General features: G+C 39.7%; 12 protein-coding genes. 4 read left to right on the top strand and 8 right to left on the bottom strand.

Annotated features, from left to right (window positions below; genetic code table 11):
* Positions 1 to 12 precede the first annotated feature (12 nt).
* The 5 genes from leuS to AACU98_RS10965 all read right to left on the bottom strand — a co-directional run bounded on the left by leuS (position 13) and on the right by AACU98_RS10965 (position 6,107).
* Complete coding sequence (gene leuS / locus AACU98_RS10985) at positions 13 to 2,595, bottom strand: leucine--tRNA ligase (RefSeq protein ID WP_161735896.1); 2,583 nt, start codon at positions 2,593 to 2,595, stop codon at positions 13 to 15.
* A 359-nt stretch (positions 2,596 to 2,954) separates the two neighbouring features.
* A complete protein-coding gene (locus AACU98_RS10980; protein WP_004246043.1) occupies positions 2,955 to 3,680 on the bottom strand; it encodes an amino acid ABC transporter ATP-binding protein in 726 nt (241 codons plus the stop codon).
* Positions 3,681 to 4,355 carry a glutamate/aspartate ABC transporter permease GltK gene (gltK, locus tag AACU98_RS10975; protein ID WP_004246042.1) on the bottom strand — a complete coding sequence of 225 codons (675 nt, stop codon included), beginning with the start codon at positions 4,353 to 4,355 and terminating at the stop codon, positions 3,681 to 3,683.
* Entirely contained in the window at positions 4,355 to 5,095 is a 741-nt protein-coding gene (locus AACU98_RS10970) for an amino acid ABC transporter permease (protein WP_004247440.1), read from the bottom strand. Before AACU98_RS10970 ends, gltK begins: the two co-directional genes overlap by 1 nt.
* A gap of 118 nt (positions 5,096 to 5,213) precedes the next feature.
* Positions 5,214 to 6,107 carry an amino acid ABC transporter substrate-binding protein gene (locus tag AACU98_RS10965; RefSeq protein WP_004246040.1) on the bottom strand — a complete coding sequence of 298 codons (894 nt, stop codon included), beginning with the start codon at positions 6,105 to 6,107 and terminating at the stop codon, positions 5,214 to 5,216.
* Positions 6,108 to 6,463: 356 nt separating this feature from the next.
* On the opposite strand from AACU98_RS10965, the gene AACU98_RS10960 reads away from it, so the two are divergent.
* The 4 genes from AACU98_RS10960 (at position 6,464) to AACU98_RS10945 (ending at position 10,204) form a co-directional block, all read left to right on the top strand.
* Complete coding sequence (locus AACU98_RS10960; RefSeq protein WP_004246039.1) at positions 6,464 to 6,853, top strand: hypothetical protein; 390 nt, start codon at positions 6,464 to 6,466, stop codon at positions 6,851 to 6,853.
* Between the two features lie 80 nt (positions 6,854 to 6,933).
* A complete protein-coding gene (locus AACU98_RS10955) occupies positions 6,934 to 8,970 on the top strand; it encodes a protein-disulfide reductase DsbD family protein (RefSeq protein ID WP_004246038.1) in 2,037 nt (678 codons plus the stop codon).
* Entirely contained in the window at positions 8,970 to 9,701 is a 732-nt protein-coding gene (locus AACU98_RS10950) for a DsbA family protein (protein ID WP_004246037.1), read from the top strand. Before AACU98_RS10955 ends, AACU98_RS10950 begins: the two co-directional genes overlap by 1 nt.
* Positions 9,701 to 10,204, top strand: a complete 504-nt coding sequence (locus AACU98_RS10945) for a protein disulfide oxidoreductase (RefSeq protein WP_036919933.1) — start codon at positions 9,701 to 9,703, stop codon at positions 10,202 to 10,204. Before AACU98_RS10950 ends, AACU98_RS10945 begins: the two co-directional genes overlap by 1 nt.
* Positions 10,205 to 10,212: 8 nt before the next feature.
* Here AACU98_RS10945 and AACU98_RS10940 read toward each other — a convergent pair whose 3' ends face one another.
* The 3 genes from AACU98_RS10940 to corC form a co-directional block, all read right to left on the bottom strand.
* A complete protein-coding gene (locus AACU98_RS10940; RefSeq protein WP_004246035.1) occupies positions 10,213 to 10,896 on the bottom strand; it encodes a hypothetical protein in 684 nt (227 codons plus the stop codon).
* Between the two features lie 76 nt (positions 10,897 to 10,972).
* Complete coding sequence (lnt, locus tag AACU98_RS10935; protein ID WP_004247445.1) at positions 10,973 to 12,496, bottom strand: apolipoprotein N-acyltransferase; 1,524 nt, start codon at positions 12,494 to 12,496, stop codon at positions 10,973 to 10,975.
* 7 nt (positions 12,497 to 12,503) lie between these two features.
* Complete coding sequence (gene corC / locus AACU98_RS10930) at positions 12,504 to 13,385, bottom strand: CNNM family magnesium/cobalt transport protein CorC (protein WP_004246033.1); 882 nt, start codon at positions 13,383 to 13,385, stop codon at positions 12,504 to 12,506.
* Positions 13,386 to 13,445: the final 60 nt, after the last annotated feature.

The raw sequence follows: 13,445 nt of genomic DNA, 5'->3' as shown, positions 1-13,445 counted from the left end.
TAAGCCTCCTTATCAGCCAACAACGATGTTCAGTAATTTGCCCGGTACATAAATCACTTTACGTACGGTGACATTTTCTAAATATTTAGCAACACTGTACTCTTTTGTTGCCATTTCCTGAACATAATCTTTTTCTGAATTAGCAGGAACAGTGATACGACCACGTACTTTACCATTAACTTGAACAATAATAAGTTTCGTGTCATCGACCATCGCTTCTTCATCAGCAACAGGCCATGGTGCAACATCAATATCCTCTTTACCACCTAACGCTTGCCACATAACAAAACAAGCATGTGGAATGATAGGAGAAAGCATACGTACCACCGCTTCTAATGCTTCTTGCATTAAAGCACGATCTTGCTCAGTCTCTTGTGGTGCACGTGTTAATTTATTCATTAACTCCATAATCGCAGCAATAGCCGTATTGAATGCTAAGCGACGACCTACATCATCAGAAACTTTGGCGATAGTTTTGTGTAAATCGCGACGTAAGTCTTTCTGCTCTGTGGTTAATGTTGCCAAATCAAGTGATTGAGTCGTTCCTTTTTCGGTATGCTCATGAACTAAACGCCATAAACGACGTAAGAAACGGTTCGCACCTTCAACACTTGATTCTTGCCACTCAAGTGTTAATTCTGGTGGTGCAGCAAACATCATAAATAGACGTACGGTATCAGCACCATAACGCTCAACCATGGTTTGTGGGTCGATGCCGTTATTTTTTGATTTAGACATTTTGCTCATACCAGCGTAAGTCAGTTCATGGCCTGCACTGTCAGTTGCTTTGATGATGCGATTTTTTTCATCGCGTTCAACAATCGCTTCTGCAGGAGAGACCCAATGGCGAGCGCCATCTTCACCGGTATAATAAAATGCATCTGCTAATACCATGCCTTGGCACAGTAAGCGTTTAGCAGGTTCATCAGAATTAACTAAACCAGCATCACGCATCAATTTATGGAAGAAACGGAAATACATCAGGTGCATGATAGCGTGTTCAATACCACCAATGTACCAGTCAACCGGTAACCAATAGTTAGCAGCTTTTGGATCTAACATTCCCTTGTCGTAATCAGGGCAGGTATAACGTGCGTAATACCAAGAAGATTCCATAAAGGTATCAAAAGTATCTGTTTCACGTAGCGCTGGTTGACCATTAATCGTTGTTTTAGCCCACTCAGGATCGGCTTTAATTGGACTGGTAATGCCGTCCATTTTCACATCTTCTGGTAAAATAACCGGTAATTGGTCATCAGGAACTGGAACAACGGTACCATCTTCTAAGGTTGCCATTGGAATTGGCGCACCCCAATAACGTTGACGAGAAACACCCCAGTCACGTAAACGGTAATTCACTTTACGTTCACCCACACCCATTGCAGTAAGTTTATCTGCAATAGCATTAAAACCAGCTTGGTTATCAAGTCCTGAGAATTCACCAGAGTTAATCAGGCTATTTTTCTCAGTCAGAGCGCCTGTTGATAAGTCAGGTTGGTTACCTTCTGCATCAGCAATAACCGCTTTAATCGGCAAACCATATTTAGTGGCAAATTCCCAGTCGCGTTCATCGTGACCTGGAACGGCCATAACCGCACCTGTACCGTATTCCATTAAGACAAAGTTAGCTACCCAAATAGCGATTTTCTCTTGGGTTAATGGATGAATAGCATACAGACCTGTAGCAATACCTTTTTTCTCCATGGTTGCCATTTCAGCTTCTGCCATCTTCATGTTACGGCATTCATCAATGAAGTGCTGAATTTCAGGATTATTTTGAGCGGCTTTTTGAGCTAATGGATGACCGGCGGCCACAGCAACATAAGTGACACCCATAAAGGTATCTGGACGTGTGGTATATACGGTCATAGTATCGTCGCTATCTGCGACATCAAAGGTAATTTCTACACCTTCAGACCGGCCAATCCAGTTACGTTGCATGGTTTTAACTTGTTCTGGCCATTCATCTAACGTATCTAAGTCGTTTAACAGCTCTTCAGCATAATCGGTGATTTTAATAAACCACTGTGGAATTTCTTTGCGCTCGACAGGGGTGTCGCAACGCCAGCAACAACCATCGATGACTTGTTCGTTAGCCAGTACGGTTAAGTCGTGTGGGCACCAGTTTACAGCAGAGGTTTTTTTATACACTAAACCTTTTTCATACAGCTTAGTGAAAAACCACTGTTCCCAACGATAATATTCTGGTGTACAGGTGGTGACTTCACGATCCCAATCATAACCAAAGCCCAGTTTTTTTAACTGGCCTTTCATATAATTGATATTTTCATAAGTCCACGGTGCAGGTGCGGTGTTATTTTTTACGGCAGCACCTTCTGCGGGTAAACCAAACGCATCCCAACCAATAGGTTGTAAGACGTTTTTACCCAACATACGTTGATAACGGGAAATCACGTCACCAATGGTGTAGTTACGGACGTGTCCCATGTGTAGTCGACCAGAAGGATAAGGTAGCATTGACAGGCAGTAATATTTTTCTTTGTTATTATCTTCTGTCACTTTAAATGTATTGTTCTTTTCCCAGTGTTCCTGGATAGTTTGCTCTATATCTTCGGGACGATATTGTTCTTGCATGGCACCGATAATCCTATGGTGAATTAATGGCTACCGAAGGGTAACCGCTATGATGAATTAAGACTTGCATAGCATAGCTGATTTTGTCTAATAGCCACAACTATTGATCTCAAGGAAAGCCATTGTTTGCATAACTTTTTTGCCACAATGGCGAGATAGCGCGAAAACAGCATTTTTTTGTTAATGATAAATGCGAGATTTTCAACCGCTTAGCCTAATTATTGCAAGAAAAATGAATTAATTGCTACTGTGTTGCGTCATCAAAGGTTGATGATTATTTTTAGCGATATTTTGCTGGCATGTAATAATTCATGCCAGCAAAGGGGAAAAGTGAGTGGGATAAAAAAGAAAATTGAAGATTAATGTAAGATTTTAGCTAGGAAATCTTTAGCCCTTTCTGATTTAGGATTATCAAAGAAGTCATTTTTCGGGCTATCTTCGACAATACGACCTTCATCCATAAAAATAATACGGTCAGCAACTTTTTTAGCAAAGCCCATTTCGTGTGTAACCACCATCATGGTCATGCCTTCATTCGCCAGCTCAACCATAACATCAAGAACTTCATTAATCATTTCAGGATCAAGTGCGGATGTGGGTTCATCAAATAGCATCGCAATAGGATCCATACATAAAGCACGAGCAATAGCAACGCGTTGTTGTTGACCACCAGAAAGTTGAGCAGGGTATTTATTAGCGTGGTTGGCTAAGCCTACGCGCTCTAATAATTTTAGCCCTTTCTCTTTTGCTGCACCTTTCTCTCTATTAAGGACTTTCACTTGCGCTAGTGTAAGATTTTCAATAATGGAAAGGTGAGGAAATAATTCAAAGTGTTGAAACACCATACCAACTTTGGCTCGTAACTTAGCTAAATCAGTTCGTTTATCATTGACTTTTATATCATTTACTAGGATTTCACCTTGTTGTATAGGCTCTAAACCATTAACGGTTTTGATAAGTGTCGATTTACCTGATCCTGAAGGTCCACAGACAACAACAACTTCCCCCTTTTTCACTTCAGTGGAACAATCTGTCAGTACTTGAAACTGACCATACCATTTGGATACATCTTTTAGGGAAATCATCTAAGTAGTCCTTTTTTTAAGAAAGTTCACTAACATTGAAGCGGAGAAACTAATTATAAAGTAGACAAAACCAGCAAAAAGGATCATTTCAACCTGTGTGCCATCACGCTCACCAATATTTGCCGCTGTTCGGAAAAAGTCGGTCAGACTTAATACATACACGAGTGAGGTATCTTGAAATAAAACGATACCTTGTGTGAGCAATAAAGGGATCATGGCACGAAATGCTTGAGGTAAAATCACTAAACGCATCGTTTGTGATTTTGTCATTCCTAAAGCTAAGGATGCTGAAAACTGGCCTTTACTGATGCTTTGTATACCTGCTCTGATGATTTCAGAGTAATAAGCAGCTTCAAATAGAGAGAACGCTACCATTGCTGAAATTAAACGGATATCACTTTTTGGTGAAAGGCCTAGAACATTTTGTAATATGTTAGGCACAATTAAATAGAACCACAGTAATACCATCACTAAAGGAATAGAACGAAAGGTATTAACGTAAGCGGCCGCAAACCAACTGATGGGCTTAAAAGTAGATAAGCGCATCACTGCAAGTATTGTTCCCCATAAAATACCGATAACAATTGCTGTTATGGTGATTTTTAAAGTAATGACCATGCCATCCATTAAAAAAGGTAGGCTAGGAACAACAGAACTCCAGTCAAACTCGTACATTATTGACCTCCTGCTGTGCCAGGTAAACGCACCCGTTTTTCTAACCAGTGCATAATCAACATAATAATGACGTTAATAAAGACATAGGCTAGTGTGATAGCGGTAAAGGATTCATAAGCTTTAGCTGAATAATCTAATAATTTATTCGCTTGCGCAGCCATATCAATCAGGCCAATCGTTGAGGCGATTGCAGAGTTTTTGACTAAGTTCAGCATTTCAGAGGTCATTGGCGGAATAATGACGCGATAAGCATTAGGTAATAAAACATAGCGGTAGGTTTGTGGCAGTGTTAAGCCTAGTGCTAAGCCTGCTGCTTTTTGTCCTCTTGGTAATGAATTGATTGCCGCCCGCACCTGTTCACACATGCGCGCTGCGGTAAACAAACCTAAACAGAGTGCTGAAGAGACAAAGAATTGGATATTCGGCGTTAAGTCCATTTTGAACCAATCACCAATAGCTTGTGGTAAGAGTTCAGGGATCACTAAATACCATGTGAAGAATTGTACAATCAGGGGGACGTTACGAAATAGTTCAACATAGATAGCCCCTAAACTAGAGAGCAAGCGATTAGGTACGGTTCGTAAAATACCAAAAAAAGAGCCGACAATAAAAGCGATGATCCAAGCACAAAGAGATAAAGCGACAGTAACTTGAAAGCCTGAAATAAGCCAACCTAAGTAAGTGGTATTTCCAAAAGGGGCTTCTTGGAAGAATATCCCCCAATCCCAATCAATCGACATGATTTCACCTCCGGTGAAAAAAATGGGGCAGGGAACGGCTGCCCCAAACTTCACTGATCTGTCTGTCCAACAGATACTTTATAATTATTAATTTTGCATCAATTACTTATATGCATTGTTAGTTCAATGCTTTATCATTTGGTGATGCAAACAGTGCTTTCATTTCATCCGAGATAGTGAATTCTAAATTGAGGTTTTTCGGTGGAATTGGGGCATTAAACCAACGGTTGAACGATTTTTCTGCTGCGCCAGATTTTTGCGCATTAGCAATGGTTTCATCAATTAACGACTTAAATTGTGTATCACCTTTGCGTAACATACAGCCATAAGCTTCTTCTGATTGAGGTGTTCCCACAATCTCCCATAACGCAGGTTTTTTCGCTTTAGCACGTTCACCCGCTAATAAGGCGTCATCCATCATAAAAGCAACGGCACGCCCTGATTCAAGTGTACGGAATGAGTCGCCATGATCTTTTGCGCTAATAATGCGCATATTCATTTTTTTCTCATCATTGAGCTTGTTGAGTAACATTTCAGATGTGGTGCCTGACGTAACAACCACATTTTTGCCCGCAAGATCAGCAAAATCTTTAATTCCACTGTCTTTTTTCGCAAGTAAACGTGTACCAACAATAAAAATAGTATTCGAGAAATCAGCTTGTTGTTGGCGAGCGAGATTATTGGTCGTTGAGCCACACTCAAAGTCAAATGTACCATTTTGTAATAGTGGAATTCGATTCTGAGAAGTGATAGGGATAAGGCGAACTTGTAGGTTAGGTTTGCCTAATTTTTCTTTTACTGCCTCAACAATCAGGTTGGAATAGTCTTGAGAGTATCCGACCACTTTTTGTTGATTATCGTAGTATGAAAAAGGGACAGAGGATTCACGATGACCAACAATAATAATATCGTTATCGTTGATTTTTTTTAAGGTACCAGTGAGTTCTTCTGCTTGCACAGCTCCTGCAGCCCCTAAAATCATTAATGATAATGCTAGTTTACGCATGCGCATAATAACTCCTGTCGTGGTGATATTGATGTGTTGCTTTGTGTTGCTTTTTTGTTTTAATTTGTTTTGATAATGTTAATAAATAGAACAAATAACATACGGTTGGGAAGTGCAATATTCCAAATACGAGAGCTATCTCTCAATAAAAGGATGAAATAAAAAATTGTTCAATGTTTTTTGGAAGTGATTTTCAATATTTAAAATTATTATAGTAATAACCATGAGAAGTTAAAGGTTAAAAAGAACAAAGAAGAAAAAGGCGTTAATCTAAAAAAGAAAAGAATTTGTAAAGTTTATCTTAAGGAGTTGTTTGTCTGTAGATTACCGTTAAGATAGCAGGTCAACAAATGAGGAAATCTATGCATAATTGGCGGTCAGGTCGCTGGCTAGTGTTGATAACAGTATTGCTGATCTTGTGTTGTATTGTTCAGCGCTCTATGGGGGCTCATGTGATTAGTGAGCGCTTAGCATCTGCTGTTTCGCAAACACAGTCCTCATTCTCGACGCCAATTGCAGAGCAACAAAATGCAAGTGAAGGGAAATATTCACTTTCAACCTGCGAATTAAGTGCTAAATCACTCTTATCGATTCCTCCTTTAGCGATTGAACCGCTTTTTTATACTTGGGCGGTATTACTTTTATTTGGTATGGCTGCCATTTATGTTTCTCGTCAACGTAGCCAGAAAAAACAACATCACCCACCGCCACGAATAAGGCTTCACCTTCATTACTGTATTCTAAGGGATTAGTAGCGCTTTAACTCAATAATACGTCTTATATTGAGGCGTTGTTTTATGTGTAGCGTTAGAGGATTTTTTAGGGAGTTGCTATGGTTCGTTCTTTTTTAATAGCATTGATGTTGATGCTATTTTCATTATCTTCATTAGCCGCCGATACAGGTTGGCTAACTATGCCAGACAATGATCATGCTCAGGTTAGGGCTACGGCTGACAAGTCATCGACAGGCGATGTTAAAATATTGCTTGAGGTGCAATTAGCGCCGGGCTGGAAAACATATTGGCGCTCTCCCGGAGAAGGTGGCGTAGCACCTGAAATTAATTGGACGCAATCTGTGTCTGATATGATATGGCATTGGCCATCACCTTCCGCTTTTGATGTCGCAGGTATTCATACCCAAGGTTACGATAAAGAAGTCGTCTTCCCCATTGAACTAAAATCTGTCGATAGCGATAACTTAAATGGGGTATTAACACTTTCAACCTGTAGTAATGTCTGTATTTTAACTGATTACTCATTAAATCTGGATTTAAACGAGCCTGCTCCCGCTGATTTTGAATGGCAATATAATCAAGCCATGGCCAAAGTACCTGTGACAAGTGGATTAATTTCTGCTGTTTCATCTGATTATCGAAATAGTCAATTAACCCTCTCATTACAACGAGAACAAGGTGACTGGCATCAACCTAATATTTATCTCGATCCACCACAAGGAATGCTATATGGCATTCCACAGTTAACAGCAAAAGGTGATCATTTATCTGTTACTGTCGATGTAACCGATGATTGGGGAGACGCTGCAGGTGACATTGTAGGAAAACCACTCTCCTTTGTTGTGACTGACGATGGCTATTCACGTCAAGTCAATGACACTATAGGCCAAGGCGATAGCGTATCTCTGCCTACTGCTGACTCGGGGGTTGGATTATGGAGTATTTTAGCCTTTGCGCTGTTAGGGGGCTTAATTCTTAATTTAATGCCTTGTGTGTTACCTGTTTTGGCAATGAAATTGGGCTCAATTCTTCATATCGAAAAACGTGATACAGGGGCTATTCGTAAACAGTTTTCTGTTTCTGTTGTGGGAATTTTAGTGTCATTCTGGGCCTTAGCGCTGTTTATGACCGTATTACGCTACAGCCAAGAAGCAATAGGTTGGGGCATACAGTTTCAAAGCCCTTGGTTTATTGGCTTTATGGTGCTGATCACGGCTATTTTTACCGCTAATTTATTTGGCCTATTTGAATTACGTTTATCAAGTAATATGAATACCAAAATAGCGACAGCAGGAGGCCAAGGTTATAGTCGACATTTCTGGGAAGGGGCTTTTGCTACATTGCTTGCCACACCGTGTTCTGCCCCATTCTTGGGGACTGCGGTTGCTTATGCATTGATAGCACCATTAAGTGAGTTATGGTTAATTTTCACCGCATTAGGTCTTGGAATGAGTTTACCATGGATCATGGTTGCTATGTTTCCATCAATTGCCAAAGTGTTGCCAAAACCCGGTAAATGGATGAATCGCCTAAGAGTTGTTTTAGGCTTTATGATGTTGCTATCTTGTATTTGGCTGATCACTTTATTGATCCCCCATTTTGGTATTGGCATTGTTGCGGCTATTTTTGTGGCTATCGCCCTGATCTTGCTTTTTGCTATTGCTAAACATTACGGCAAAAAAACGCTATTTGCTTCAATGGTGATCACCCTTATTTTAGGTGGTACAAGCTATCTATTTATTGCTCAGCCTGATACTCAGACCTTGGCGGGGCAAGATCAGGTGAATTGGCAACCACTCTCAGAAGAGGCTATCCATCAAGCGTTAGCTGAAAATAAACGGGTGTTTATTGATGTTACTGCAGATTGGTGTGTTACCTGCAAAGCAAATAAATACAATGTATTATTACGCGATGATGTGCAAAAGGCACTTTCAGAGCCTGATGTTGTCGCATTAAGAGGGGATTGGACGAAACCGTCAGAACAGATCACCCAATTTTTAAAACAGCGCGGTCAAGTCGCCGTGCCGTTTAACCAGATTTATGGACCATGTAACAAGGAGGGGGAGATCCTACCGCCTCTTTTAAATAAAGATCTAATGTTAACTATTCTTTCAGAGGCTAAAGGAGCCCAATAATGAAAAAAACACTTTCTGCACTGGTTATCTCTTCGTTACTTTTTGGTGCAAATGTTCAAGCCGCTGCCTTGAATGCAGCTCAAGAAAAAGAAGTACGTGCATTAGTTCGTGATACTTTAGTGAGTAATCCTGAGATTTTGGAAGAAGCTATCATGGCATTGCAAACTAAGAAGGCAGATGAGCAACAAGCACAGTTCCGTCAAGCATTGGCCTCTGAACATGATGCATTATACAACGATGCGGCAAGTCCACGTATTGGCGCTAAAGATGCTAAGTTAGTGTTAGTGTCGTTCACTGATTATAACTGCCCGTATTGCAAACGCTTTGACCCATTATTAGAAAAGATCACCGAACAATACCCTGATGTGGCGGTTATCATTAAACCATTACCATTTAAAGGTGAAAGCTCTGCTAAAGCCTCTCAGGCGGTGCTTTCTGTCTGGAAAGAAGATCCAAAAGCATTCTTAGCACTTCATCAACGTTTGATGCAGAAGAAAACGATGCTAGATAATGCAAGTATTGAAGATGCAATGAAGAGCACTAATACTAGCAAAATTAAGTTAACTGATGACAGCTTAAAAACGTTGCAAAATAACTTAGAGCTTTCTCGTAAACTGGGTATTCAAGGTACGCCAGCGACGGTAATTGGTGATACTATTTTACCGGGTGCTGTTGATTATGATCAGTTAGAAATTATTGTGAAAGAACAACTGGCGAAAGTGAAAAAATAATGGCAAATCGTTTACGAAAATGGGGTAAAGAATTAGTTATTCTCGCCCTTATTTTTGTGGCTATTTCATTTGCTATGGACTGGTGGCGTCAACCAACGCCACCAGAACTTACTGATTTATCTACGCTTTATACAGTTGATGATAAACCAGTCTCATTGATTGCCCTTAGCCAAGAGAAACCATTACTGATCTATTTTTGGGCGAGTTGGTGTGGCATTTGTAAGTTAACTACACCGACGGTAAATGATTTAGCACAACAGGGTTATAATGTTACGTCTGTAGTTATCCGCTCTGGTGATGATGCCAAAATAATACGTGGCATTAACTCCAAGCAACTAGTTTTTCCGGTTATTAATGATGATAGAGGGGCTATTTCTCAACGTTGGGGGATAAGTGCTACACCTTCTTTTGTTATTCTCTATAAAGGTGAAATGGTGCACTTTACAAGTGGCTGGACATCCTCTTGGGGATTAAAACTTAGGTTATGGTGGGCTTCAATTTAACTTGTTTATCAGAGTTTAAATGAAGAAAAAATAATGCCAGGTAGGCTGACAATAAAATCGATTATCTCATAGACAAGTTTTTTACGTCTGCGTTTTATTTTTGCTTCTTGGCTACCTTGAACAATTAATTCCTTTTCATTGTAAGTGCGTTTTGAGGTATTAATATGTATTGGTACAATATTAATAGGAATAACGATTTGATTATTCTTATTGGCTGGTGTTAATTGAGCTAATGTCCAACCATATTGATGTTGTTTATCTCCAAACGCATTTTTCTGGATAATACGACCGTAATAATCTTTACGAAAACCTTTTTCTTCATTATCGCTGGAAATCTGATGGGCATGTTGCCAATAAGGTAAAACATCTGTTGGTGATTGAATGAGTTTCGATAGTGCTGGTGGGTCAAGTGGGATCATATTGAGACGTTTAGAGCTTGCTTCTTGTTTTTGCTCATAGGCTCTCGCTGTTTGCCAATGTAAAGGCACAATTGTTTCATCTTCAATAATTTGATGAATCGAACTGGGTTGTTTTGATAATACCCAGCCAAATTCATTTTGTTGATTAAACATTTGGCGCTTGATCCATTTAGTTTCTTTATCTTTACGAAATCCTTTTGTTTCATTATCGGCAGATATTTTTTTCGCTCTTTGCCAAATAATATCAAGAATATATTCAGGGTAATGGATCATTGAAAAGTCCTTTTATTAGAAAAGCCCTTACTTAATTAATTGTTTTAAGATTAATTGAGCAGGGCTTTATTTAACATTAAGAACGACGCTTAATAAAAGCAAGAATTAAAAATACCCCTGCTAAAATCCACACTGGATAACTCCCCATTTTATAATAAGGTGTTGATCCTGTTGTGGGTGTCATTTTTTCAGCTAATGCACCTGCTTCAAATTGTGGAAGCTGGGCAATAACATCACCATTAGCAGCAATAAAGGCGGTAATGCCGTTATTAGTTGAACGTAATAATGGGCGTCCTAACTCTAATGAACGCATTCTAGCCATTTGAAAATGTTGCCATGGACCAATTGAATTACCAAACCAAGCATCATTTGAAATAGTTAATAAGAAACGTGTATCCGGCTTAAAGTTAGCACGAACTTGTTCTCCAAGAATAATTTCATAACAGATGGCGGCGGTTATTTTGGCATCATTTACCGTCAGTTGAGGTTGTATATATTCACCTTGGCTTAATGATGACATAGGTAAATTAAAAAATGGCGCTAATGGGCGCAATAAGGACTCTAAAGGGACATACTCACCGAAAGGCACAAGATGATGTTTGTTATAGCGATCTGTTGCCGGATATTGGTAAGCATAGTGTTCACCTAATGTAATAACACTATTATAAAAACGATAGCCTTCTAAGGTGGGACGCGCATCAATAATTCCTGTCATTAGATGCGTGTCTTGTGCTCTTAATTGTTTATCCAATTGCGCTAAAAAGCCTTGTTGCTGAATTTCAACATCAGGGATAGCTGACTCAGGCCAAATAATTAAGTTTGCTTTACCGATAAAAGGGCGACTTAAGGTGAGATAGGTGTTTAACGTACTTTCTAAAGTACCGGGTTGCCATTTTAATGATTGCGCGATATTGCCTTGAATTAAGGCAATTTCTTGTGTTTCATCAGTTAAAGGTTGATACCATTGATAAGATTTAAAGCTGATAGGTAAGAGTAATAATATTGCTCCGATCACCGCACTATATAGTGATTTACGATAGATAGCGACAGCAATAAGTCCACTAATTATGGTCAGCAAAAAGGTTATCATGGTGACACCAAAAATAGGTGCAATACCTTTTAATGGGCCATCAATTTGGCTATAACCAAATTGTAACCACGGAAACCCTGATAACACCCAGCCCCTTAAAAATTCAGTGAGTTGCCATACAGCGGGAGCCGCAAAGACAAAACGCCAAAAGGTAGGTTTAGGGAAGAACTTGTTTAATAATCCGGCAAATAGGGCGGTATAAAGCGATAGGTAAAGGGCTAACAATATGACTAAGAAAATATTGATAGCAAATGGCATTCCCCCAAAATCAGCAATGCTGACATATACCCAGTTTACACCACTACCAAATAATCCAAATCCCCAGGCAAAACCAAGCCATGCCCCTTGTCGTGTGGTTCGTTGCGTTATTATCAGTAGCAAACCTGATAAAGAAATTAACGCTGCAGGCCAGAAATCAAAGGGAGAAAACGCGAGTGTGCCACTGGCACCGAAAAAAACCGCCAGTAGGGTGCGAACCCACTGGCGGTTTAATAAAGAGAAATTATTCATTAATATCCTACACATCATTACCTAGTTCAGGTACAGGCGCATCGTCAGGAATGTGCACATAAACCTGAATAATTTTACGGCTATCAGCCATAACAACTTTAAATTGGTAATTATCAATGGTAATAGTTTCACCTCTAGCAGGAAGATGACCGAAGGCTTGCATAACTAAACCACCAATCGTATCGACTTCTTCATCACTAAAGTGAGTACCAAATGCCTCATTAAAATCTTCTATTTGGGTTAATGCTCTCACTGAGTAGGTATGGCGACTTAATGGACGAATATCAATATCATCCTCATCATCATACTCATCTTCAATTTCGCCGACGATAAGTTCAAGAATATCTTCAATCGTGACCAAACCAGAAACACCACCAAATTCATCAATGACAATAGCCATATGATAGCGTTGCGAACGGAACTCTTTTAGTAAGCGGTCAACGCGTTTACTTTCTGGTACAACGACAGCAGAACGTAAAACTTTGTCTATACTAAATGGCTCAGCACCAGTACGCATAAATGGCAATAAATCTTTTGCCATTAATAAGCCTTCAATATGATCTTTGTCTTCACTGATGACAGGAAAGCGAGAGTGCGCTGAATCAATAATCACATCAAGGCACTCATCAAGGGTTTGATTGCGTTTTAATGTGACGATTTGCGAGCGGGGGATCATAATATCCCGTACACGCTGTTCAGCGATATCCATTACCCCCTCTAACATATCACGGGTATCAGGATCGATTAATTCTTTCTGTTCAGAATCGCGGATAAGCTCCATCAGATCATCACGATTTTTAGGTTCACCGTGAAATAACTGATTAAGCAATGTGAGAAACCCCTTTTTAGGACCAGGGTTATCGTTACTCGAAGATTGGTCGTCGCTCATGGCGTTTTAACTATTTTTCCTCATTGAATGGTTATTAGATATAGTATTTATCATAAAATA

It is taken from the genome of Proteus sp. G4380, assembly GCF_963885725.1.
GTDB lineage: Bacteria > Pseudomonadota > Gammaproteobacteria > Enterobacterales > Enterobacteriaceae > Proteus > Proteus mirabilis.
The sequence above is the reverse complement of the archived record's forward strand: the minus strand, read 5'-3'. Positions and strand labels throughout refer to the sequence as shown.

Excerpts from the sequence above, each read along its gene's own strand:
- gltK (WP_004246042.1), bottom strand. The coding sequence starts at position 4,355 with ATGTACGAGTTTGACTGGAGTTCTGTTGTTCCTAGCCTACCTTTTTTA.
- AACU98_RS10955 (WP_004246038.1), top strand. The coding sequence starts at position 6,934 with ATGGTTCGTTCTTTTTTAATAGCATTGATGTTGATGCTATTTTCATTA.
- leuS (WP_161735896.1), bottom strand. The coding sequence starts at position 2,595 with ATGCAAGAACAATATCGTCCCGAAGATATAGAGCAAACTATCCAGGAA.
- AACU98_RS10980 (WP_004246043.1), bottom strand. The coding sequence starts at position 3,680 with ATGATTTCCCTAAAAGATGTATCCAAATGGTATGGTCAGTTTCAAGTA.
- AACU98_RS10960 (WP_004246039.1), top strand. The coding sequence starts at position 6,464 with ATGCATAATTGGCGGTCAGGTCGCTGGCTAGTGTTGATAACAGTATTG.
- AACU98_RS10970 (WP_004247440.1), bottom strand. The coding sequence starts at position 5,095 with ATGTCGATTGATTGGGATTGGGGGATATTCTTCCAAGAAGCCCCTTTT.
- AACU98_RS10965 (WP_004246040.1), bottom strand. The coding sequence starts at position 6,107 with ATGCGCATGCGTAAACTAGCATTATCATTAATGATTTTAGGGGCTGCA.
- corC (WP_004246033.1), bottom strand. The coding sequence starts at position 13,385 with ATGAGCGACGACCAATCTTCGAGTAACGATAACCCTGGTCCTAAAAAG.
- AACU98_RS10950 (WP_004246037.1), top strand. The coding sequence starts at position 8,970 with ATGAAAAAAACACTTTCTGCACTGGTTATCTCTTCGTTACTTTTTGGT.
- lnt (WP_004247445.1), bottom strand. The coding sequence starts at position 12,496 with ATGAATAATTTCTCTTTATTAAACCGCCAGTGGGTTCGCACCCTACTG.
- AACU98_RS10945 (WP_036919933.1), top strand. The coding sequence starts at position 9,701 with ATGGCAAATCGTTTACGAAAATGGGGTAAAGAATTAGTTATTCTCGCC.
- AACU98_RS10940 (WP_004246035.1), bottom strand. The coding sequence starts at position 10,896 with ATGATCCATTACCCTGAATATATTCTTGATATTATTTGGCAAAGAGCG.